The sequence below is a fragment of the Saccharothrix sp. DSM 118769 genome (genome assembly GCF_052936295.1).
On sequence record NZ_CP193627.1, the window covers coordinates 9,358,152 to 9,379,677 of the forward strand.

A 21,526-nucleotide genomic window follows, 5' to 3' on the forward strand; every position below is an offset into this window, starting at 1 on the left:
CCCCGCCGCGCGGCCGGGACGTAGGCTGCCGCGGTGCGCACCGAGTACACCGACCTCGACCGGGTCCTCGCCGCGGGTGACCTGCGGGGCGCCGTCCTGGTCGGCCTGGACCTGACCGGCGTCGACCTGCGGGCGCCGGTGGACGGCGCGCTGTTCCTCGGCTGCGCGTTGTCGCCGGTCGGCCAGCGGCGGGCGGCGGCGGCCGGGGCGCTGGTGTTCCCCGCCATCCCGGACCTGCCGTACGACGTGTACCGGTCGCGGCTCTACACCCCGGCCGAGCTGTTCGCGGGCTTCGACCCCGACGACCCCGCGTCCTACGCGGACACGCCGGACGCCCGGACCTACCGGCACAGCCGGGCACAGGGGCACAACCCGGACCCGCTGCACGCGCTGGCCGAGCGGTTGCACGACCACGCGATCACCGAGGCGCTGGCCGACGCGCTGCCCGAGCGCCCCGTCGCCGTGATGGGCGGGCACGCCGTGGCGCGCGGCACCGACGGCTACCGGCGGGCGGCGGCCCTGGGCGCGGGTCTCGGCGAGGCCGGGTTCACCGTGCTGACCGGCGGCGGGCCCGGCGTGATGGAGGCCGTGCCGCTGGGCGTGCGGGTCGGCGTGGACGACGGCGTGCTCAAGGACCTCGCGAAGGTGCCCGGGTTCGGCCACGACGCCGAGTCCGTCGGCCGCTGGCTGGCCGCCTTCCCGACCGACCTGCCGGTGGCGGGACGGCCGCGCACGATCGGCATCCCCACCTGGTTCTACGGGCACGAGCCGCCGAACCCGGCGTGCGAGCTGCACGCCAAGTACTTCGCGAACTCGGTGCGCGAGGACGGCCTGCTCACCATCGCCACCGGCGGGATCGTCTACACGCCGGGCAGCGCGGGCACCGTGCAGGAGGTCTTCCAGGACTACTGCCAGAACCACTACGGCTCGGTCGGCCCGGCCGCGCCGATGGTGTTCCTGGGCCGGGACTTCTGGGTGGACGAGGTGCCCGCCGCACCTCTCGTGCAGCGGTTGGCGCGCGGGCGCGAGGCGGAGCGCTGGGTCCTGGTCACCGACGACCAGGACGAGGCGGTCGCCTTCCTGCGCGAGTACGCGGACGCCTAGCGGGCCAGGCCCTCGACGACCTCGGCGCCCGGCAGCTTCGCCAGCACGTCGCCCGGCACCAGCAGCTTGCTGCCCCGCACGCCGCCGCCGATGATCAGCTCCGGCGCGGCGGCCACCTCGGGCGAGAGCAGCACCGGCCAGTCCGCGGGCAGGCCGACGGGCGTGATGCCGCCGTGCTCCATGCCGGACAGCGACACCGCCTCGTCCATCGGCGCGAACGACGCCTTGCGCGCGTCCAGCCGCTTGCGCACGACCCCGTTCACGTCCGCCCGCGTGGTCGCGAGCACGACGCACGCCGCGTACCGGACCGCGTCGCCGCGCTTGCCCGCGACGACCACGCAGTTCGCCGACGCCGACAGCGGCACGCCGTAGTGCGCGCAGAACTCGGCGGTGTCGGCCAGCGAGGCGTCGATCTCCGCCACCGCGAGCCGGTCCGCGTCGGCCATCGCCCGCAGCGCCACCGCCACCGGGTCGGCGACCAGGTCGAGCCGGTCGAGGGCGGGCACGGGGCTCAGGGTTCCGGCGATGGTCCACACGTCGACCATCCTGCCAAACGCGGCTTGACGTTGACGCAGCGTCAACCCCTAGCGTCGTCCGGGCAGGGAGGGAGGCGGGAATGGCCTGGTCGATCGCGCAGGTCGCGCGGATGTCGGGGGTGACGTCGCGGACGCTGCGGCACTACGACGCGATCGGTCTGCTCGCACCGGCGTGGACCGGCGGCAACGGCCACCGGTACTACGAGCGCGAGCAGCTGCTCCGGCTCCAGCGGGTCCTGCTGCTGCGCGACCTGGGGCTCGGCCTGGACACCGTGGCCGAGGTCCTGGACGGGCGGCACGCGACCGTCGACGTGCTGCGCACCCACGCGCGGTGGCTGGCGGCGGAGCAGGAGCGGCTGGCGGCCCTGGCCCGGACCGTCTCCCGGACGATCGAGGAACTGGAAGGAGGTGGTCGCATGAAGGTGGAAGAGCTGTTCGAGGGGTTCGACGCCGACCGGCAGGCCCGCTACGAGGCGGAGCTGGTGGAGCGCTGCGGCGAGGGCGCGCAGGCGCACGTCGACGAGAGCAGGCAGCGGATGCGGTCGTGGACGAAGGCCGACGCCGACGGGTTCACGGCCGAGTGGCGCGGGATCGAGGCCGCGTTCGCGGAGCTGTTCGACGCGGGCGTCGCGCCCGACTCGCCGCGGGCGCTGGAGGTGACCGACCGGCACCACGCGTGGTTGTGCCGGAGCTGGACGCCGGACCGGGAGTCCTACACCGGTCTGGGGCGGCTGTACGTGGACGCGCCGGACTTCAAGGCGCGGTTCGACGCGCACGCCGAGGGCTTCGCCGAGTACGTCCGCGACGCCGTGGCCGCGTACGCGCGGGCCCGGCTGTAGCCGGGTGAGGGGTGACCGCGGGGAGGTGCACATCCCCGCGGTCGGTCACCCCGGTGTTCCTACTGGAGCCCGAACGCCTTGAGCGCCTCGCGGTTGAACGCGGGCAGGTCGTCGGGGTTGCGGCTGGTCACGAGCGTCCAGCCGTTCATGTCGCAGACGCGGACCTCCTCGTCCGCCCAGTCGCCGCCCGCGTTGCGGATGTCGGTCGCCAGGCTCGGCCACGAGGTGAGCATCTTGCCGCGCACCACGTCGGCCTCGACCAGCAGCCACGGGCCGTGGCAGATCGAGGCGACCGGCTTGCCCGCCTCGACGAACCGCTTCACGAACCCGACCGCGTCGGCGTCCATCCGGATGAAGTCGGAGTTCGCGACCCCGCCCGGGATCACCACGCCGTCGTAGTCGTGCGGGTCGGCCTGGGCGAACGTGAGGTCGACGGTGAACCGGTCGGCGGGCGTGAGGTGGTGGAACGCCTGGACCTCACCGAGCTCCGGCGCGAGCAGCCTGGGCACCGCACCGGCCTTCTCGACGTGCTGCCAGGGATCGGTCAGCTCCGCCTGCTCGATGCCCTCCGAGCTGACCAGGAACGCGATCTTCTTCTGTTCGGCCATGGCCTTCGGCTACCCGTGCAGGAAGTCGGCCAACCACGCGCGCACGTCACCGCGGTGCGTCAACCAGGACGGCACCAGCTCCAGCCGGCCGTTCGGGAACGCGGCGGCGACCTGCTTCGCGACCTCCTCCGGGTGCAGCGGGTCTTCGGTCGCGCCGATCACCAGCACCGGGGCGGTGACCCGGGCCAGGGCGGCGCGGTCGGGTACCGCGACCTGCCCGGGGAGCCGGTCGAGCGCGCCGCGCAGCCGGGTGAACGCCGCCCGACGCCGGGCCCGGTGGTCCGGCGGGCCGCCCACGGAGTCGACCACGTCGTCGAGCGGGAGCGCCGGTCGCGGCTCGTCGAGCACCGCGGGCAGCAGCAGCACGACCCGGTCGAACGCGTCGGGTTCGTCGGCGAGCAGCGCGAGCAGGGCGCCCGCCGTGAGGGACACGCCGATCGCGCGCGTCGCCCCGGTCTCGCGGGCGACCCCGCGCAGGTCGGCGGCGATCCGCCGGTAGTCCCAGTAGTCGTCGGGGGCGTCCGGCGCGTCGCCGTGGGAGGGGAGGGTGACCACGACCCTCGTGCCCGGCAGGCCGGAGGCGGGCAGCCTCGCCTCACCGGGTGTCGCACCGAGGCCGTGGCCGACGAGGGTGACGGGAAGACCGGAGCCGTGGCCCCGGTGGGTCACCACCGCGGGCCGCGCTGGACCTCGATGAGCCGCGGGCGCACGTCCACGACGTAGACGGTGACCGCGACGAGGCCGGCGAGCCAGAACATGGCGCCGGCCGAGAAGGGGTGGAACAGCAGCAGCGCGAACGCGCCACCGCCGGTGATGCCGAGCCACGCGGGCTTGGTCATGCGCTCCGCCGCCGTGTAGGCGTCGGCCCGCTGCGAGAGCGCGTGCGCGAACGCGAACACTCCCATGACCAACGCGGCGTAGTACGCCGCGAACATGACCCAGTAGTCCAGGTACATCGGGCTGAAGGGCGGGAATGGGGGCAACACACACCCAGACTACGTGCGCGGCGCGCTCCCGGTACAGCCGAAACGGGGCGCCCCTGGTGGGACGCCCCGTTTCGGTGCGGTCACTTGCCGGTGGTGCCGGGCTTCCCCGCCGCGGTCGACCGCGTGGTCGCGGTGCCGGTGGCGGCGGTCTTGGCCGGGGTGGCGGGCTTCGCGGCGGGCTTGGCGGCGGTGGTCCGGGTGGCCGCCTTGCGGGTGGTGGCGCGCACCTCGTGGGCGACCTCGCCACCGGCCTCGACGACGGCCTCGGCCAGCTTCTCGGTGGCGTCCTCGACCTGCTCGGCGGCCTTCTCGCCGGCGGAGCGGGTGCGGCGGGTGACCTTGCCGAGCACGTCGTCGGCGAGCACGCGGGCGTCCGCGGCGGCGGCGCCGGTGCGCTTCTGCGCGACCTCGACCGCCTCCTCGACCTGGTGCAGGGCCTTCTGGAGCTGCGGCTGGGTCTGCGTCCTCAGCTTCTCCAGCGCCTCCTCGCCCTGCTGGGCGAAGAACTGGTAGAGGTTCAGCGCCGACTGGGTGTAGGCGTCGACGACCTTCTTCAGCTCGGCCGGGTCGAGCCGGTCGCGGAAGTCCTTCAGGTCGGCCGCCTCGGCGGCGGTCTTCGCCGACTCGGCGCGCTCGCGGGCCTTGCCGAGCGCCTCGATGACGGCCTTCGCGGCCAGGTCACCGGCGCCCAGGGCGGCGAGCAGCGGGGTGCGCGCGGCGGCCACGGCCTGCTCGCCCGCCTTGCGCAGTTCCTCGGTGGTGGGCAGGTTCGGCATGGGACTCACTCCTCCTGACCGGCGGTGTTCTCCCGCCGGAACGACTCGTACACGTCGAGCAGCACCTGCTTCTGCCGCTCGGTCAGGTCCGGGGCGGTGACGATGGCGTCGGTCAGGGCCCCACCCTCGCGCTGCTCCAGGATTCCGGCCTCGACGTAGAGCGCCTCGGCCGAGATCCTCAAACCCTTGGCGATCTGCTGGAGGATCTCCGCGCTCGGCTTGCGCAGGCCCCGCTCGATCTGGCTGAGGTACGGGTTGGAGACGCCGGCGAGCTTGGCCAGCTGCCGCAGCGAGATCTTCGCGGTGCTGCGCTGCTGGCGGATGTACTCGCCGATGCCGCGGCCGAGATCGGCCACCGCCTCGTCGATCGACTTGTCCAACTTTGCGGCACCTCCTCGATCCGTATTCGACGGTACCCGGGGGTGCTAGCAGTTGCAAGCGGGCTGCTAGCGATCGGCACGTGTGCTCGCCCACAGCGCTACCGTGGGGGCGTGGACCCCGCCGCAGACCTCCGCGATGAGCTCGTCGACTCGCTCATCGCCGTGAACGTGCTGCGCGCACCGCACTGGATCGCGGCGTTTCGGCAGGTCCCGAGGGACGCGTTCCTGCCGGGCTTCTTCGCCCAGCGCCCGGACGGGGCGTGGGAGGCGGTCACCGCGGACCACCCGGACCACCTGGCCGCGGTCTACCGGAACCAGGTCTGCGTGACCCAGCTCGACGGCGACGACCGCGCGTGGCAGCAAGCACTCACCACCGGTGCCGTGCACGGCGTGCCCACCAGCTCGTCCAGCATGCCGACGATCATGGCGATCATGCTGGAGGCGCTGGACGCCGCGCCCGGCGACACCGTGCTGGAGATCGGCACCGGCACCGGCTACAACGCCGCGCTGCTCGCCCACGCGCTCGGCGACGACGCGGTGACCTCGATCGACGTGGACCCCGGCGTGCTGGCCAGGGCGACGGCGCGGCTCACCGCCGCCGGGTACCACCCGACGTGCGTGGAGGGCGACGGCGAACGGGGCCACCCGCCGCGCGCCCCGTACGACCGGGTGCTCGGCACCTGCGCGGTGGCGCGGGTGCCGACCGCGTGGCTGGAGCAGACCGCGCCGGGCGGGCTCGTCGTGACCACGTTCACCCGGGCCATCGGCGCGGGCCTCGTGCGGCTGACCGTGCGGGACGGGGTGGCGACCGGCCGCGTGCTGCCGGAGGACGGCCGGTTCATGCCGCTGCGCGCCCACGACCAGGCGTGGGCGGTGGAACCGCTGGTCGGGGCGGCGACCGCGCCGGCGGGGACCTCCCGGACGACCCTGCTGCCCGCGCGCGCCGTCGTGGACCCGGCCAGCGGCTTCGAGTTCTTCGCCGGGCTGGAGCTGTCGGGCGTGGCGGTGGCCGGCGACCCGGTGCGCCTGGTCCACCCCGACGGCTCGTGGGCGCGCCACCGGGGCGCGGTGGTCGACCAGGGCGGCCCGCGCGCGCTGTGGGACGTCGCCGAGGCCGCCTACCGGCAGTGGAAGACGCTGGGCAAGCCGAGGCGGCAGCACTTCGCGTTCACCGCGGGCCCGGACGGGCAGCGCTTCCGGCTGGACGGCACCGACCTGACCTGGTCGCTCTAGTCGAGCAGCTCTTCGAGGAAGCTCCGCCGGCGCGGCGGCGGGTACCCCGGTTGGGCGTAGTACCCGGGGTGCGCGGCCGGCGGGGGCGCGCTCCCGGGCGGGGGCTGGTAGGCGGGCACCGCACCGCCGGGCGGGGGCTGGTACGCGGCCGGCGGCTGGTAGGGCGGCGGCGGCCCCTGCTCCGCGGCGGGCGGGGGCGCGACCTGCGTCGGCTGCTCGACCACCGGCTGTTCCGGAACCGGCTGTTCAGACACCTGCTGTTCCGGCACCGGCTGCCCGGCCCGGTCACCGGGGTCGCCCGGCCGCTCGTCCGGCTGGTCCGCGCGCTCCTGGCCCTGGTCCTGGCCTTGGCCTTGGTCCGGCTGCGCGGTGGGCGCGAGCTGCGTCGGCTGCTCGACCGCCTCCGGCACCGGGACCACCGAGGTCGCCTGCGCCACCGGGACCGACGTCACCGGGGTCATGGGCACCGGGGTCATCGGCACGGGCGTCATCGGCACCGGCGTCATGGGCACCTGACCGTGCGGGACCGGCGAGTAGGGCGGCGGCGCACCCGCCGCCTGGTGCGGCAGCGCGTAGTGGGCCCGCTCGGCGGCGATGATCTGCTCCAGCTCGCCGCCGTCGAGGAAGACCCCGTGGCACCTCTCGCACTGCTCGATGTGCACGGACCCCCTGCTGATGGTCCTCATCAGGTCGTGGCATTTCGGGCAGATCACGTCTTCGAGGGTACGCACGACACAGGGGTGACCGCGTCGCCACCTTCGGTGACCGGTCCGCCATGATGCCCAGGTGTCCAGATTCCGCCAACGGGCCGTGCTGATCGGGTGCGTGCTGGCCGCCGTCCTCGCGGTGGCCGGCCTCTTCGTGACCGACCACGGCATCGACCCGGACCTGTGGCTGACCGGTCTGGCCCTCGGGTTCCTGGCGCTGCTCGCCGCGCTGGACCCGTGGCTGCACCGCAAGCGCGCCGCGGGCCTCGCCACCGACGCCAACCTCGACGCCGCCGCGAACGACCTCGTCAAGGCCCTGCGCGGCCAGTGGAACGAGGAGTGCCGCGCCCGCGGGCTGTCCGAGCACCTCCTCGACCTGCACTGGAGCGCGGTCGAGGGCGAGCCGGGCCACAGCGACGCCGTCGTGGGCTCGTTCCTGCGCAGCAGCCGCATGGTGTTCCTCGGCGAGGCCGGCGCGGGCAAGAGCACGACGGTGATGCTGCTCACCCTCGGCATGCTCGACCGCCACGCCGACGGCGCGCCGGTGCCGTTCCTGCTGCCGCTGTCCACCTGGGACCCGGACGCGGAGGACGTGCGCACCTGGATGACCCGCCGCCTGTACGAGGACCACCCGGCGCTGCGCAACACCGAGCTGTACGGCAGCTACGCGGGTGACCTGCTGGTCGAGCAGCGGCGCGTGTTCCCGGTGCTCGACGGCCTCGACCAGGTCCCGGCCGACCGCCGCGCGGACGCCGTGGACCGCATCAACCGGGCGTTCCCGCACACCGTCCCGCTGGTGCTGACCTGCCGGGCGGACGAGTTCGAGGAGACCGGGGCGGAGGTCGTGGCCGCGCACGTGGTGCAGCTCCAGCCGCTCGACCACGAGGAGATCGCGGGCTACCTGCGGTCCACCTCGGACCCGGTGGCGGCGGCCCGCTGGGAGCCGATCTTCCTGCACCTGCGCGACGAGCCGGACGGGCGGCTCGCCGAGGCGCTGTCGACGCCCCTCGCGGTGTGGCTCGCGGCCGGCGCGTACGCCCACGGCGAGCCGAGCGAGCTGCTCGACCGCACCCGCTTCCCGGACCGCCGCACCGTCGAGGAGCACCTGGTGGACGCCCTGGTCACGGGCGCGTTCGGCGACCGGGGCGCGGCGCACCGGGTCCGGGCCAGCCAGGTGTGGCCGCAGGACCGGGCACGGCGGTGGCTCGCGTTCCTGGCCCGCGAGATGCACGCGCGCGGCGTGCGCGAACTGGGCTGGTGGGACCTGCGGCGCGCGGTCGGCCGCACGTGGCTGGCGTTCCTCGGCGCGCTGGTGCTGGGCCTGATCGGCGGCTTCGGCGTGATGTGGCTGATGGCGTACGCGAGCACGCCGGACCTGGCCCCGGTCACCGGCCTGGTGGCCGGGCTGGCGGTCGCGGTGGCCGCGCTGTACGCGTCCGGGCAGCGCGAGCGCAAGCCCCGGCTCGGGGTGTGGCGCAGCCTGGTCGTGGTCAGCGGCGTGCTCGGCGGGGCGGCCGGCCTGGTGTTCGGCGCCCTGTACGGGCTGTCCGCGGGCCTGGTCGTCGGGCTGGGCATCGCGGTGGCGGTGGCCCTGCGGTTCGCGCTGGGCAGCACCGCCGAGCTGAGCCACCCGTCCAGTCCGAAGTGGACGATGACGCGCGACCGGGTCGCCGTGTGGACCGGCTCGCTGGTGCTGGCCGTGGTGTTCGGCGCGGCGGCGGGCCTGGTGTTCGGGCCGTACCAGACGGGCATGGTCGGGCTGGGCCTGGCGTGCGGCCTGATGCTCGGCTTCACGCTGTCCGTGCTGCACCTGCGCTGGTGGTGGTACACGGTCGCGCGGATCTGGCTCGCGCTGCGCGGGAAGCTGCCGTGGGAGCTGACCGTGTTCCTGGAGGACGCGCGCAAGCTCGGCGTGCTGCGGCAGGCGGGCGCGGCCTACCAGTTCCGGCACGCCCTGGTGCAGGACCGGCTGGCCGCCGACACCCGCCGGCCGGTGAAGTCCGACGCCTAGCGGTCAGGGGTCAGGCAGCCGGGCCGGCAGCGGTCAGGGGTCAGGGGTCAGGGGCGCAGCCCGTGCAGCCGCCGGATCGCCTCGTCCAGCACCTCGTCGCGCTTGCAGAACGCGAAGCGCACGAGGTGCTGCCACGCCTCGGGGTGGTCGGTGAACACCTGCACCGGCACGCCCGCGACGCCGATCCGCCCCGGCAGCTCCCGGCACAGCTGGAGGCCGTCGGTGAAGCCGAGCGGCCGGACGTCCGCGGTGATGAAGTAGGTGCCCTCGCTGGGCCGCACCGCGAACCCGGCCTCGGCGAGCCCCGCCGACAGCCGCGACCGCTTGTCCTCCAGCGACGCGCGCAGGTCGGCCACCCAGCCCAGCTCGTGGCGCAGGGCGTGCGCCACGGCGGGCTGGAACGGCGCGCCGCCCACGAACGTGAGGAACTGCTTCGCCGCCCGCACCGCGCCCACCAGCGCGGCGGGCGCGCACACCCAGCCGATCTTCCAGCCCGTGCAGTTGAACGACTTGCCCGCGCCGGAGATCGTCACGGTCCGCTCCCGCATCCCGGGGAACGCCGCCAGCGGCACGTGCTCGCGGTCGTCGAACACCAGGTGCTCGTAGACCTCGTCGGTGATCGCGACCAGGTCGTGCTCGACGCACAGCCGCGCGACGGCGGCCAGCTCGTCGCGGGTGAACACGGTGCCGGTCGGGTTGTGCGGCGAGTTGACCAGGACCGCCCGGGTCCTCGGCGTGACCGCGGCGCGCAGGGCCGCGACGTCCAGCCCCAGGCGGCCGGTGCCGGGCTCCTCGACCAGGCCCACGGACCGCCGGGTCGCGCCGGCCAGCGCCACGGACGCCGCGTACGAGTCGTAGTACGGCTCGACCAGCAGGACCTCGTCGCCGGGCTCGACCAGCCCGAGCAGCGCGGCGGCGATGCCCTCGGTGGCGCCGACCGTGACCAGGACCTCGGTGTCGGGGTCGTAGTGGGTGCCGTAGCGGGCGCGGTGCTCGACGACCGCCTGCCGCAGCTCCGGCGTGCCCGGCCCCGGCGGGTACTGGTTGAGGCCCGCGTCGATCGACTCCTTGGCCACCCGCAGCATCGACGCGGGGCCGTCGGTGTCCGGGAACCCCTGCCCGAGGTTCACCGCGCCCGTCCGGTTCGCCAACGCGGTCATCTCCGCGAAGATCGTCGAGGTGAACGGCCTCATCCTGGTCACGAGCGCTGGTTCCCGCACGACTCCGAATCTTCACGGACAATGGCGGTGTGGAGCAACTGACCGCCGCTGACCAGCTCAAGCGCCAGGGCCTGCGCCGGATGAAGCTCGTGGCGACGGGCTTCTTCCTCGCGGCCACCGTGATCTTCGTCGTCGCCCTGCTCTTCGAGGAGGGCGGACCGGCCTGGGTCGGGTACGTCCGCGCCGCCGCCGAGGCGGGCATGGTGGGCGCGCTCGCCGACTGGTTCGCGGTGACCGCCCTGTTCCGCAGGCCGCTGGGCCTGCCCATCCCGCACACCGCGATCATCCCGACCCGCAAGGACACCTTCGGCGACGCGCTCGGGTCGTTCGTCGGGCAGAACTTCCTGGCCGAGGCGGTGGTGAAGGACAAGCTGCGCCGGGTCGGCGTCGGCCGCCGGCTCGGCGAGTGGCTGGTCAAGCCGGAGAACGCCGAGCGCGTCACGTCCGAGCTGGCCAACGTCGTCAAGGGCGCGGTGACCGTGCTGCGGGACGAGGACGTGCAGGCGGTCGTCGAGCAGGCGGTCGTGCGGCGGCTCGTGGACCGGCCGTGGGGCCCGCCGCTGGGCACGCTGCTCGGGCAGGTGCTGGGCGACGGCGCGCACCACAAGCTCGTGGACCTCATGTGCGACCGGGCGTACGACTGGGTGCGCGACAACTACGACAAGGTCATGGGCGTGGTGTCGGACCGCGCGCCGTCGTGGTCGCCGAGGTTCGTCGACTCGATGCTGGGCGACAAGGTCTACACCGAGCTGCTGAACTTCGCCTGGGCGGTGAAGACCGACGTCAACCACCCGATGCGACAGGCCGTCGACCAGTTCCTGGTCGAGTTCGCCTCCGACCTCCGGACGGACCCGGCCACGATGCAGCGCGCCGAGCAGGTCAAGCAGCAGGTCGTCGGCCACCCCGACGTGCAGCGGCTCATCGGGTCGGCGTGGGGCACGGCGAAGAAGATGCTGCTCGACGCCGCCGAGGACCCGTCGTCCGAGCTGCGCCGCCGGGTGCGCGAGGGCCTGGTGTCCTTCGGCGCGCGGCTGGTCGCGGACGAGTCGATGCGCGCCAAGGTCGACGGCTGGCTGGAGGGCGCGGCGGGGTACGTGGTGACCCACTACCGCGACGAGATCACCACGTTGATCACCGACACCGTCGAGCGCTGGGACGCCGAGGAGACGTCGCGCAAGATCGAGCTCCAGGTGGGGCGCGACCTCCAGTTCATCCGCATCAACGGCACGGTGGTGGGCGCGCTCGCCGGCCTGGCGATCTACACCGTCGGCCGGCTGGTGACGTGAGGACGGGCCTCAGGTCACGCTGAGCGCGCGCCGCTCCCGCCAGTTGCGCGCCTTCTCCCGGTTGCCGCACGTCTGCATCGAGCACCACGTGCGCGAGCGGTTCCGGGAGCGGTCGAAGAACGCCCAGCGGCAGTCGTCCGCCTGGCAGATCTTGAACCGCTCCCACGACCCGAGGACCGCGAGCCGCGCCGCCGCGCCGAGCACCGCGCCCAGGGCGTCGGCACCGGACATGGTGGGCACCCCGCGGCTGAGGTCGACCCGGACGAGCCCTGCGGCGGGGGTGGGGTCCGGGCCCTCGTGCCGCTCCCCGAGGGAGGCCCGCAGCGAGGCGCGGGCGGCCTGGACCTCGGTCAGGTCGCCGGGTGCGCCCAGGCCGCGTTCGGTGACCCACGCCCGCCAGGCGGCGGCGCTGTCCAGGACGTCGGTGCCGAGTTCGAGGTCCCGGGTGTTGAGGAAGGCGAGCAGCAGCTCCACATCGTGTTCCGCATCGCCGGCTCGACCCTGCGCAAGAGCTGCGTGGTCCCAGCCGGCCGCCAGACCAGTCACCCCTCCACTGTAGGCGTCGATTTGCCCCGATGTGGCGAAGTAACCGCCGACCACAGTTCACCGGTTACCCCGGTTGCCCGTTCGGAGCAGTGACCCCATTCCTCCGATCGGGCTATGAACCCGGTGTATACACCGTGTGTATAGTCGGTCCCATGTCGATCGGACACACCCTGCTGGGCCTGCTGGAGAAGGGCCCTCGCCACGGGTACGACCTGAAGAGGGCCTACGACGAGCGCTTCGGCCAGGACCGGCCGCTGCACTACGGGCAGGTCTACACCACGCTGTCCCGCCTGCTCCGCAACGGCCTCGTCGAGGAGGCCGGCGTCGAGGCGGGCGACGGGCCGGAGCGCAAGCGGTACGCCATCACGGACGCGGGCGTCACCGACGTGGAGCAGTGGCTGGGCACGCCGGAGAAGCCCGAGCCCTACCTCCAGAACACGCTCTACGCGAAGGTCGTGCTCGCCCTGCTGTCCGGCCGCAGCGCCGACGACGTCCTCGACGTCCAGCGCGCCTCGCACCTGGCCACGATGCGCGAGCTGACGAAGCGGAAGGCCGACGGCGACCTCGCCGACCAGCTGATCTGCGACCACGCCCTGTTCCACCTCGAAGCCGACCTGCGCTGGCTGGAGCTCACCGCCGCGCGCCTCGGCCTGCTGAAGACGGCGGTGACCCGGTGAACCCGATCCTGGAAGCGGTCGACCTGCGCAAGTCGTTCGGCCCCACCCCCGCGCTGGACGGCGCCGGGCTGCGGGTGAACGCGGGCGAGGTCGTGGCCGTCATGGGGCCCTCGGGCTCCGGCAAGTCGACGCTGCTGCACTGCCTGGCGGGCATCCTGACCCCCGACTCGGGCGTCGTCCGGTACCGCGACGCGGAGCTGAGCGCGATGGGCGACGGCGCGCGCAGCGAGCTGCGGCGCACCGACTTCGGGTTCGTGTTCCAGTTCGGGCAGCTGGTGCCGGAGCTGAGCTGCCTGGAGAACGTGGCCCTGCCGCTGCGCCTGGGTTCGGTCAAGCGCAAGGAGGCCGAGTCGCGGGCCCGCGAGTGGCTGGAGCGGCTGGAGGTCGCCGACGTCGCGGACAAGCGGCCCGGCGAGACCTCCGGCGGCCAGGGGCAGCGCGTCGCCGTGGCGCGCGCCCTGGTGACGGGGCCCCGCGTGGTGTTCGCCGACGAGCCGACCGGCGCGCTCGACTCGCTCAACGGCGAGCGGGTGATGCAGCTGCTGGTCAGCGCGGCGAAGGAGACCGACGCCGCGGTGGTGCTGGTGACGCACGAGGCGCGGGTGGCCGCCTACTCCGACCGCGAGGTCGTGGTGCGCGACGGCCGTTCGCGCGAGATGGAGCCGGCCAGGTGAAGCGGTGGCTGTCCGACCTGGCGCTCGGCGTCCGGTTGGCCACGGGCGGCGGGCGCACGTCGTGGGTCCGCCTCGCGCTGACCGGCGCCGGCATCGGCATCGGCGTGGCCGTGCTGCTGGTCGCGTCGTCGATGACGACGATCCTGGCGGAGCGCGGTGCGCGGTCGGCCGCCGGCGAGGCCGTGCAGGCCGGGTCCGTCGACGGGCGGGACGTGCTCTACCGGGCGTTCTACAACACCGAGTACCGGGGCGAGACGCTCTCGGGGTGGTACCTGCTGCCCGAGGGGGCCGCCGCGCCGGTGCCGCCGGGCGTGCCGGGGGTGCCCGGCGACGGCGAGGTGTTCCTGTCGCCCGCGCTGGCCGAGCTGCTGGCGTCGCCCGAGGGCGAGCTGCTGCGCGACCGGTTCCCGCAGCGGGTGGTCGGCACCATCGGCCGGGAGGGCCTGAACGCGCCGCACGACAAGGTGTTCTACGCGGGCGACGCGACCGTGCAGCGGGACCCGGAGTCGGCGGTCGTCGCGTTCGGCGGCGAGCTGCGGGAGCGCGAGCTGGACCCGGTGCTCCTGCTGCTGGTCATGGTCGGCGTGGTGGCGCTGCTGTTCCCGGTGCTGGTGTTCGTCGGGATCAGCACCCGGCTCGCGGGCGCCGAGCGCGACCGGAGGCTGGCGGCCCTGCGGCTGGTCGGGGCGGGCGCGCAGCGCGTGCGGCGGATCGCGGCGGGCGAGGCGCTGCTGGGCGCGTTCGTCGGCCTGGCGGTGGGCGTGGCGCTGTTCCTGTTCGGCCGGCTGTTCGTGGAGGACCTCCGGCTCCTCGGCATCAGCGTGTTCGGGAGCGACCTGACCCCGTCGTTGCCGCTCGCGGTGCTGATCGGCGTGCTGGTGCCGGTGCTCGCGGTGGTGACCTCCGTGGTGGCGATGCGCCGCACGGTCGTCGAGCCGCTGGGCGTGGTGCGCCGCACGAAGCCGGTCCGCCGCGTGCTGTGGTGGCGGACGCTGCCGATCTTCATCGGCTCGGCGGCGCTGCTCACGCAGACCGGCGCGCTGGGCGGCGAGGAGGCCGACGTGTCGGAGGCCGCCGTGATCGGCGGCATCATGATGCTGCTGCTCGGCATCCCCGTGCTGCTGCCGTGGGTGGTCGAGCGGGTCGTGGGCCGGCTGCGCGGCGGGGCGCCGTCCTGGCAGCTGGCGATCCGCCGGCTCCAACTGGAGAGCGGCACGGCGGCACGCGTCGTGGGCGGCGTGGCGGTGGTCCTGGCCGGCGGCATCGCGCTCCAGTCGGTGATGGCGAGCGCGGAGAGCAGGCTCGTCGACCGGCCCGTGTCGGAGGTGGACGAGGGCCGGATGCTGGTCCGCGTGCGCGACGCGCCACCCGAGATGACGCAGCAGGTCGTGGGCCTGCTGGAGCGCTCGGTGGGCGTGGAGCGGGTGCACTCCCTGCGGTCCGTGCAGTTCACCCGGGGCGGGACCGACCAGCAGGGGGCGACCGTCGGCACGTGCGAGGCGCTGCGCACCCGCGCGGTCCTGCCGTCGTGCCGGGACGGCGACGCGTTCTTCGTCGCGGACGACCCCGGCACGACGTACGAACCTGACTACCAGCCGCTCGAACCGGGTCAGCGGGCCACGATCACCCAGGGGTACGGCGAGGACGAGAAGCGCGTCCGCGACTGGGTCGTGCCGCCGTTCACCGTGGTGGAGGGGATCGAGAACACGGTCGACCGCTGGTTCGGCCTGATGCTCACCCCGGCGGCGCTGGGCGACGTGCCGCCGACCGCGGACCACTCCACGATCGTCGTGCTCGTCGACCCGGCGCAACCGGACATCGCGGAGCACGTGCGCAACGCCCTGGCCCCGATGACGTGGCGCACCTACACCTCGTACTTCGGCGAGACCGGCGTCCCGCGCCAGGTCGAGCAGTTCCGCAGCATCCGGCAGGGCCTGCTGGCGGGGTCGTTGATCACCCTCCTCCTGGCGGGCGCGAGCCTCCTGGTCATGGCGCTGGAACAGGTCCGCGAACGCCGCCGGCCCCTGGCGGTGCTGGCCGCCAGCGGCGTCCCGCGGGGCGCGCTGGGTCGCTCGCTGCTGTGGCAGAACGCCGTGCCGCTCCTGCTGGCCCTGGTGGTGGCGGTCGCGGTGGGCGGTGGCCTGGCGGTCCTCCTGCTGCGGATCATCTCCGAGCCGATCGTCCTCGACTGGCCGGGCATAGCCCTGCTCTCCGGCGCGGCCGCCTTCCTGGTGGTGGCGGTGACGATCGCCTCCCTGCCGTCCCTGTACCGCGCCACCGGCGCCCTGGGCCTGCGCTCGGAGTAGCCACCCCGATCCGGCGCCGCCCCGACCAGCCCCCCGACTCCCGGCGGCGGCGCCGCCCACCCCCAACCGCCCACTCCCCAGCCACCGCCTACCCCTCAGCCGCCCCCCGCATCCACGCCGCGCCGTCCACGCCACCCCGTCCGCGCCACCCCGTCCGCGCCACCCCGTCCGCGCCGCCCCGTCCGCGCCACCCCATCCACGCCGCGCCGTCCCCGCCACTCCCTCCACGCCCCGTCCACGCCGCCCTGTTCCACCGCCCTGTTCCGCCGGACCGTGATCAGGTCGGCGGAAGCAGGCCACGCGAACGGCCTTCCGAGCGTCTGAAGAGGTGTGACGATTTCTCCCCACCAACACCCCCACGACGTCCCGCACACCGAGGCGGGCGACCGGAGCGCACGGGGCGCGCTCCGATGAGGTGGGCCGCCGACCTGGTCCTGGGCGTCCGACTGGCCGTCGGGGGCAGCCGGACGTCGTGGGCCAGGTTGGCGCTCACCGCGGCGGGCGTCGGCCTGGGCGTCGCGGTCCTCCTGCTCGCGGCCTCCGTCGGCCCGGCCCGGGAGGCCAAGTCGCAGCGCGTGCAGGACGCGGCCCTGACCGCCGGGGGCGACCGGCCCACCCTCAAGTCGCGGCAGGTCACCGTCACCTGGCAGGGCCGCACCATCCGCGGCGTGGAGCTGGCCGCCACCACCCCGGACGCGCCGGCGCCGCCCGGCGTGGGCCGCATCCCCGGGCCGGGCGAGCTGGTCGTCTCCCCCGAACTGCTCGACCTCATGCTCTCCGACGACGCGGTCCGCGCGCGCTTCCCGGAGAGCGTCATCGGCGTCATCGCCGACGCGGGCCTGCCCCGCCCCAAGTCGCTGCTGTTCTACGCGGGCCTCCCGCCGTCCAGCGAGGCCGACGCCGTGCTCGCGACCGGGTTCGGCGGCGACCTCCCGGAGGCGACCCTGCTGCCGGTCTACCGCCTGCTGGTGGTCGCCGCGATCAGCGCGCTCCTCGTGCCGCTGGGGATCTTCGTCCTGGTCGCCACCCGCCTCGGCGCGACGGGCCGCGCCCGGCGCCTCGCCGCGATCCGCCTGGTCGGCGCGTCCCGCACCCAGGTCCGCTGGATCGCCGGCGGCGAGACGTTGACCGGGGCCGTCCTCGGCCTGCTGGTCGGCGTCGCGCTGTTCTTCGCCGTGCGCCCGCTCGCCCGGTTCATCGAGGTCGAGGGCGTCGGCTTCTTCCCCACGGACCTGCTGCCCGACCCGCTGCTGGGCGTGCTGATCGCGCTCGGCGTACCGGTGGTGGCGGTGCTGTCCGCGCTGCTGGCCCTGCGCACCGAGGAGGTCGGGCCGCTCGGCCCGCACCGCACCGCCGAGATCCCGGTGCGCCGCGCGTGGTGGCGGTTCGCGCTGATCGGCGTCGGCGCGGCGGTCGTCGTCGTGCTGTCCGCGACCGGGACGTTCCGGGGGTTCATGTCGGACACGCCCCTCGCGCTCGGCCTGGGCCTCGGCATCGCCCTGGTCCTGGCGGGCACGGGCGCGGTGCTGCCGTGGCTGGTCGCCAGGGTCGCGCACGGCGTCGAACCGGAGAACGTGCCCCGACTCCTGGCCCTGCGCACGCTGCGGTTCGACGACGGCACGCCGCGCGTCCTGTCTGGGGTGGTGGTGGTCCTGGCCGGTTCGCTCACCCTCCAGGTGCTGCTCGGCGTCGCCGCCCAGTTCACCGCGGCCCCGCCGAGCCGGACCCCGGACCGCTGGGTGCTCCAGCTGTCCCCGCACACCCCGGTGCGCTCCCTGGAGGAGGCGATCGCGCTGACCGGCGGTGTGCGGCGGGTCAGCGAGGTCCGCACGCACCTCGCCGACCGGGTCACGTTCATCACCAGCACGGACTGCGCGGAGATCGCCGAGCGCCTGGACGTCACCGACTGCGCCCCCGGCTCGGCCTACCTGCGGGGACCGGGTCCCGCGCCGGGCACGAAGCTCACCGTCAACGGCCGCGAGTGGACCGTCCCGCGCTACCGGACCACCGACGTGGGGCCGCGCGGCCTGCTGGTCGCGGACGGCGCGGACCCCGTGCTGGCGTCCGCCACCCCGTCCGAGCTGGTGGTGCGCGGCGACCCGGACGCGTCGTTCGCCGACCGCCTGCTGTCCGCGACGGGCCGCGTCGACCGGGGCGTCACGCTGCGCCGCGCCGAGTTCCAGGCCGGGCAGGTGGAGCTGTTCCGGTCGCTGCGCAGCGGCGTGATCGGCGGGTCGGTGCTGCTCACGCTGCTGGCCGTGATCGGGTTGGCGGCGGCGGCGGTCGACCAGGTGGTGGAACGCCGCCGGCCCACCGCCGTGCTCGCCGCGAACGGCGTGCCGCGGCGGGTGCTCGTCCTGTCGGCGCTGTGGCAGTCGGCCATCCCGACCGCCCTCGGCACCACCCTGGCCATCCCGATCGGCCTGGGCACGGCGTGGCTGGTGGTGCCCGCCGACCTGTTCCGCGTCGACTGGGGCGAGATCGCCACCACGGTCGCCGCGGCCGCGGTCATCGTGCTCGTGGTGTCGGCGTGCACGCTGCCCGCGCTGCGCTCGGCGATCCACCCGAGCGGCTTGCGAACCGAGTAACGACGCACCGAAACGATCTTCGGTTCCCGATACCACTCCATCGTGCGGCTCGGGTATCCGCAGGTCAGACCGCACGCTCCTGTGGTGCGTGCATGATCGACAGAACGCCGAACTGCTGACCCTCGCCCACCGGGGCGACCGGTCCGCGTGGCAGGAGCTCGTCCGCCGCTACGTCCGGCTCGTCTGGGCGGTGCCCCGGTCGCACCGCCTGGCGCCCGACGACGCGGCGGACGTCTGCCAGACCACGTGGCTCGCGCTCGCCGAGAACCTCCAGCGCATCCACCACCCGGACCGGCTGGGCGCGTGGCTCGTCACCACCGCCCGGCACGAGTCGCTGGCCGTGCTGCGGCTGCGCGGTCGCGAGGCCCCGGGCGAGGTCTGGGACGTGCCGGACGACGGGGTGACACCCGAGCACTCCGCGCTGACGAACGAGACCCGCACCAGGCTCTGGCTCGCCTACGCCACCCTGACCGACCGCTGCCGCGAGGTGCTGAGGCTGGCTGCCTTCGCGCCGGAGCTGTCGTTCTCCCAGGTGGCGGAGGCGGTCGGTGTCCCGCTCAACAGCCTGGGCCCCACCCGCGCCCGCTGCCTCGCGGTGCTGCGCCGCCGCCTCGGCGTGGAGGTGGCCCGGTGAGCACGGACCGCGAGCTGCTCGACGCCCTGGCCCACCTGGTCGACCGGCTCGACCCGATCCCCGAGGTCCTGGCCCACCACGCCAGGTCCGCCCTGGCCGAGCGCACCGACGCCCTGCCGATGCGCCTGCTCACCGACTCGGCGCGCACCACCCCGCCGGGCGTGCGCGGGCGCGGCGCCACCAGGACGCTCCGCTTCGCCGGCCTGGACCTGCACCTGGACCACGGGGAGACCGGCCTGCACGCCACGGGCCTGACCAGCCCCACCACCCGCGCCGGCGTGGTCCTGGTGTGCAGGCCGGGCAGCGAGACCAGGGTCCAGGTCGACCCCTCCGGCTGGTTCCACGCGGACCACGTCCCGTCCGGCCCGATCAGGTTCGTGCTGACCGGCCCGAGCCACGACCTGACGACCCCGTGGTTCACCGCGTGACCGCCCACAGGAGCCCCACCCCTCGCACCCCCGACCGGCACGAGCCCGACACCCACGAGCCCGACACCCACGAGGCGGCTTACCGCGAGCGCGCCGTCCGCACCCTCACCCTCGCCCGCTCCCTCCTCACCACCGGCCTGGTCCGCGACGCGACCGCCGTCCTCCGCCCGGCCGTGGCCTCGCGCCTGCCCGAAGCCCTGCTGCTCGCCGCCCGGTGCGCCCTGCGCGCGGGCGACCGCACGACCGCCCTCGCCCTGGCCACCGACGCCGAAGCCCTGTTCCGCGAGCACGACCCGACCTGGGTACCGGCGGCCCAAGCCGTAGCCCTGCTGGCGGGCAACCCCGACTCCCCCACCGCCGCCCTTTCCTCCACCACCGCCACCACCTCTGCCGCCGCCCCCGCCCCATCCGCCGCCACCACCTCCGCCGCTACCGCCACCCCATCCGCCACCGCCGCCACCATCGCCGCCACCTCCACCCCATCCGCCACCGCCGTTACCACCACCATCGCCGCTACCGCCATCACCGTCGCCGACGCGTGCGACCGGTACGGCCACCACGACGACGCCGCCGATCTGCGCCTCACCCACGCCCCCGAGCAGGCGGCGGCCCGCAGGCACCGGGGCACCGACCGGGCGAGGGCCATCGGCTGGCTCGCCCGCGCCCGCCTCGCGACCACCCGGCGCGACGCCGTCGCCGCCTGCCGCGCGGGACTCGCGCTGCACGAACCCGACACCCGTGGAGACCTGGTGGACATCGCCCTCGACCACGCCCTGACCAGTCGCGACGCCCGCTCCGCGTGGCGGTGGAGCGAGCGCCGCCGCACCCCCGAGCCCGTGCCCACCCCGGAGGCCGCGGACGCCGGCGCCGAACTCCGCCGCGCCCGCGCCCGGGCCGACCACGCCCGCGTCGCCCTGCTGGAACGCGAGATCCGCCGCCTCTCCCGGGCCGGGTCGGCGCAGCGCGCCGTGCCGCTGACCGACGTGGTCGACGCGCTGGGCGACCACGCCCTGCTGGTCTTCCTCAGCCACCGGGGCAGGCTGGTCGCGGTGTCCGTCGCGGCCGGGCGCGTGCGGCTGCACGACTTCGGCGAGGCGGCGGCCACCGCCCGGCACGTCCGCGCGCTGTCGCTGGCGGACGCGCCGCAGGCCGTGGCCGGGCTGGACCGGCTGCTGCGCCCGGCGGGCGACCGACCGCTGGTGGTCGTGCCGAGCCCGGAGCTGGCGCGGGTGCCGTGGGCCGCGCTGCCGTCCGCGCGGGGGCGTGCCGTGTCGACCGCGCCGTCGGCGACCTGCTGGTTCCGCGCGGACCAGCGGCCACTGGCCGTGGCCGACCGGCTGTGGGTGGCCGGTCCCGACCTGCGGCACGCCCGGTACGAGGTCGACGTGCTGCGGCGGCGGCACGGCGGCCGATTCCGCTCCACTGTGGACGAAACGCTGCACTGCATGCTCGACGCGGACGTCCTGCACGTCGCGGCGCACGGCGTGCACCGGGACGAGCCGTTCTCGCACCTGCACCTCGACGACGGCCCGCTGCACGGGCACGACTTCGCCGCCCTGCCGCGCGTGCCGGCGGTGGTCGTGCTGTCGTCGTGCGCGTCCGACCTGGGGCGCGTGCTGCTGCGGCGCGGGGCGCGGGTCGTGGTGGAGAGCGTCCGGGTCGTGCCCGACGACCGCCGCGTGGTGGACCTGATGATCGACCTGCACGCGGGCCTGGACCGGCCGGCGCAGGCGCTCGCCGATGCGCAGGCGAAGCACGGTGACCTCGGCTTCGTCTGCGTCGGGGCCGGGTGAACGCGTGCACCGGGACCTGGCTCGGGCACCAACGCGAGCGACGTTCGGATCACCCGGCCCGCCCAGTACTCGCTCACCCGAACGGTTGAATCACTTCGGGGGTAACGGAGCCCTCGGCGACGATCACCGCGGTCCTGCGCTCCACCCCAGCCCACCGCAGTTCATGCAGCAGGGAGCGATGTGGACCGTCGCGT

General features: G+C 74.8%; 21 protein-coding genes. 12 read left to right on the forward strand and 9 right to left on the reverse strand.

Going from position 1 to position 21,526, the window contains the following annotated elements:
* Positions 1–33: 33 nt before the first annotated feature.
* Entirely contained in the window at positions 34–1,104 is a 1,071-nt protein-coding gene (locus ACRAKJ_RS40135; protein WP_438922369.1) for an SLOG cluster 4 domain-containing protein, read from the forward strand.
* Here ACRAKJ_RS40135 and ACRAKJ_RS40140 read toward each other — a convergent pair.
* On the reverse strand, positions 1,101–1,649 hold the full coding sequence (locus ACRAKJ_RS40140) for a YbaK/EbsC family protein (protein WP_438922370.1): 549 nt from the start codon (positions 1,647–1,649) through the stop codon (positions 1,101–1,103). The genes ACRAKJ_RS40135 and ACRAKJ_RS40140 overlap by 4 nt on opposite strands.
* A gap of 71 nt (positions 1,650–1,720) precedes the next feature.
* Here ACRAKJ_RS40140 and ACRAKJ_RS40145 point away from each other — a divergent pair, with 71 nt between their 5' ends.
* A complete protein-coding gene (locus ACRAKJ_RS40145) occupies positions 1,721–2,479 on the forward strand; it encodes a TipAS antibiotic-recognition domain-containing protein (protein ID WP_438922371.1) in 759 nt (252 codons plus the stop codon).
* Between the two features lie 59 nt (positions 2,480–2,538).
* On the opposite strand, the gene ACRAKJ_RS40150 is transcribed toward ACRAKJ_RS40145, so the two are convergent.
* From ACRAKJ_RS40150 to ACRAKJ_RS40170, 5 genes are all read right to left on the reverse strand, one after another.
* Positions 2,539–3,087 carry a type 1 glutamine amidotransferase domain-containing protein gene (locus ACRAKJ_RS40150; RefSeq protein ID WP_438922372.1) on the reverse strand — a complete coding sequence of 183 codons (549 nt, stop codon included), beginning with the start codon at positions 3,085–3,087 and terminating at the stop codon, positions 2,539–2,541.
* 9 nt (positions 3,088–3,096) lie between these two features.
* On the reverse strand, positions 3,097–3,759 hold the full coding sequence (locus ACRAKJ_RS40155) for an alpha/beta fold hydrolase (protein ID WP_438922373.1): 663 nt from the start codon (positions 3,757–3,759) through the stop codon (positions 3,097–3,099).
* Positions 3,753–4,043, reverse strand: coding sequence for a DUF2516 family protein (locus ACRAKJ_RS40160; RefSeq protein ID WP_438922415.1), 291 nt, complete (start codon positions 4,041–4,043; stop codon positions 3,753–3,755). The genes ACRAKJ_RS40155 and ACRAKJ_RS40160 overlap by 7 nt, the downstream gene beginning before the upstream one ends.
* A gap of 110 nt (positions 4,044–4,153) precedes the next feature.
* Positions 4,154–4,849, reverse strand: coding sequence for a hypothetical protein (locus ACRAKJ_RS40165; RefSeq protein WP_438922374.1), 696 nt, complete (start codon positions 4,847–4,849; stop codon positions 4,154–4,156).
* 5 nt (positions 4,850–4,854) lie between these two features.
* On the reverse strand, positions 4,855–5,229 hold the full coding sequence (locus ACRAKJ_RS40170; protein ID WP_438922375.1) for a helix-turn-helix domain-containing protein: 375 nt from the start codon (positions 5,227–5,229) through the stop codon (positions 4,855–4,857).
* Positions 5,230–5,340: 111 nt separating this feature from the next.
* On the opposite strand from ACRAKJ_RS40170, the gene ACRAKJ_RS40175 reads away from it, so the two are divergent.
* Entirely contained in the window at positions 5,341–6,462 is a 1,122-nt protein-coding gene (locus ACRAKJ_RS40175) for a methyltransferase domain-containing protein (RefSeq protein ID WP_438922376.1), read from the forward strand.
* On the opposite strand, the gene ACRAKJ_RS40180 is transcribed toward ACRAKJ_RS40175, so the two are convergent.
* Positions 6,459–7,175: a zf-TFIIB domain-containing protein gene (locus ACRAKJ_RS40180; protein WP_438922377.1), complete on the reverse strand. Its 717-nt coding sequence runs from the start codon at positions 7,173–7,175 to the stop codon at positions 6,459–6,461. The genes ACRAKJ_RS40175 and ACRAKJ_RS40180 overlap by 4 nt on opposite strands.
* Positions 7,176–7,248: 73 nt before the next feature.
* Here ACRAKJ_RS40180 and ACRAKJ_RS40185 point away from each other — a divergent pair, with 73 nt between their 5' ends.
* Positions 7,249–9,180: an NACHT domain-containing protein gene (locus ACRAKJ_RS40185; protein WP_438922378.1), complete on the forward strand. Its 1,932-nt coding sequence runs from the start codon at positions 7,249–7,251 to the stop codon at positions 9,178–9,180.
* 47 nt (positions 9,181–9,227) lie between these two features.
* On the opposite strand, the gene ACRAKJ_RS40190 is transcribed toward ACRAKJ_RS40185, so the two are convergent.
* Positions 9,228–10,400 (reverse strand): pyridoxal phosphate-dependent aminotransferase, encoded by a 1,173-nt coding sequence (locus ACRAKJ_RS40190; RefSeq protein WP_438922379.1) that lies wholly within the window; start codon positions 10,398–10,400, stop codon positions 9,228–9,230.
* A 29-nt stretch (positions 10,401–10,429) separates the two neighbouring features.
* Here ACRAKJ_RS40190 and ACRAKJ_RS40195 point away from each other — a divergent pair, with 29 nt between their 5' ends.
* A complete protein-coding gene (locus ACRAKJ_RS40195) occupies positions 10,430–11,686 on the forward strand; it encodes a DUF445 domain-containing protein (RefSeq protein WP_438922380.1) in 1,257 nt (418 codons plus the stop codon).
* 9 nt (positions 11,687–11,695) lie between these two features.
* Here ACRAKJ_RS40195 and ACRAKJ_RS40200 read toward each other — a convergent pair whose 3' ends face one another.
* On the reverse strand, positions 11,696–12,232 hold the full coding sequence (locus ACRAKJ_RS40200) for a CGNR zinc finger domain-containing protein (RefSeq protein WP_438922381.1): 537 nt from the start codon (positions 12,230–12,232) through the stop codon (positions 11,696–11,698).
* Positions 12,233–12,384: 152 nt separating this feature from the next.
* On the opposite strand from ACRAKJ_RS40200, the gene ACRAKJ_RS40205 reads away from it, so the two are divergent.
* The 7 genes from ACRAKJ_RS40205 to ACRAKJ_RS40235 all read left to right on the forward strand — a co-directional run bounded on the left by ACRAKJ_RS40205 (position 12,385) and on the right by ACRAKJ_RS40235 (position 21,332).
* Positions 12,385–12,909 (forward strand): helix-turn-helix transcriptional regulator, encoded by a 525-nt coding sequence (locus tag ACRAKJ_RS40205; RefSeq protein ID WP_438922382.1) that lies wholly within the window; start codon positions 12,385–12,387, stop codon positions 12,907–12,909.
* The gene (locus tag ACRAKJ_RS40210) at positions 12,906–13,583 is read left to right on the forward strand and encodes an ATP-binding cassette domain-containing protein (RefSeq protein ID WP_438922383.1); all 678 of its coding nucleotides are present in this window, start codon (positions 12,906–12,908) and stop codon (positions 13,581–13,583) included. The genes ACRAKJ_RS40205 and ACRAKJ_RS40210 overlap by 4 nt, the downstream gene beginning before the upstream one ends.
* A complete protein-coding gene (locus ACRAKJ_RS40215) occupies positions 13,580–15,889 on the forward strand; it encodes an FtsX-like permease family protein (RefSeq protein WP_438922384.1) in 2,310 nt (769 codons plus the stop codon). Before ACRAKJ_RS40210 ends, ACRAKJ_RS40215 begins: the two co-directional genes overlap by 4 nt.
* A gap of 410 nt (positions 15,890–16,299) precedes the next feature.
* Positions 16,300–18,477, forward strand: a complete 2,178-nt coding sequence (locus tag ACRAKJ_RS40220; RefSeq protein WP_438922385.1) for an FtsX-like permease family protein — start codon at positions 16,300–16,302, stop codon at positions 18,475–18,477.
* A gap of 88 nt (positions 18,478–18,565) precedes the next feature.
* Positions 18,566–19,111: a sigma-70 family RNA polymerase sigma factor gene (locus tag ACRAKJ_RS40225; protein ID WP_438922386.1), complete on the forward strand. Its 546-nt coding sequence runs from the start codon at positions 18,566–18,568 to the stop codon at positions 19,109–19,111.
* Complete coding sequence (locus ACRAKJ_RS40230; protein ID WP_438922387.1) at positions 19,108–19,539, forward strand: hypothetical protein; 432 nt, start codon at positions 19,108–19,110, stop codon at positions 19,537–19,539. The genes ACRAKJ_RS40225 and ACRAKJ_RS40230 overlap by 4 nt, the downstream gene beginning before the upstream one ends.
* Positions 19,536–21,332: a CHAT domain-containing protein gene (locus ACRAKJ_RS40235; protein WP_438922388.1), complete on the forward strand. Its 1,797-nt coding sequence runs from the start codon at positions 19,536–19,538 to the stop codon at positions 21,330–21,332. The genes ACRAKJ_RS40230 and ACRAKJ_RS40235 overlap by 4 nt, the downstream gene beginning before the upstream one ends.
* The last annotated feature ends 194 nt before the right edge of the window (positions 21,333–21,526 follow it).

Coding starts and splice junctions, on each gene's coding strand:
- ACRAKJ_RS40160 (WP_438922415.1), bottom strand. CDS start 4,043: ATGTACCTGGACTACTGGGTCATGTTCGCGGCGTACTACGCCGCGTTG.
- ACRAKJ_RS40205 (WP_438922382.1), top strand. CDS start 12,385: ATGTCGATCGGACACACCCTGCTGGGCCTGCTGGAGAAGGGCCCTCGC.
- ACRAKJ_RS40145 (WP_438922371.1), top strand. CDS start 1,721: ATGGCCTGGTCGATCGCGCAGGTCGCGCGGATGTCGGGGGTGACGTCG.
- ACRAKJ_RS40140 (WP_438922370.1), bottom strand. CDS start 1,649: ATGGTCGACGTGTGGACCATCGCCGGAACCCTGAGCCCCGTGCCCGCC.
- ACRAKJ_RS40165 (WP_438922374.1), bottom strand. CDS start 4,849: ATGCCGAACCTGCCCACCACCGAGGAACTGCGCAAGGCGGGCGAGCAG.
- ACRAKJ_RS40150 (WP_438922372.1), bottom strand. CDS start 3,087: ATGGCCGAACAGAAGAAGATCGCGTTCCTGGTCAGCTCGGAGGGCATC.
- ACRAKJ_RS40220 (WP_438922385.1), top strand. CDS start 16,300: ATGAGGTGGGCCGCCGACCTGGTCCTGGGCGTCCGACTGGCCGTCGGG.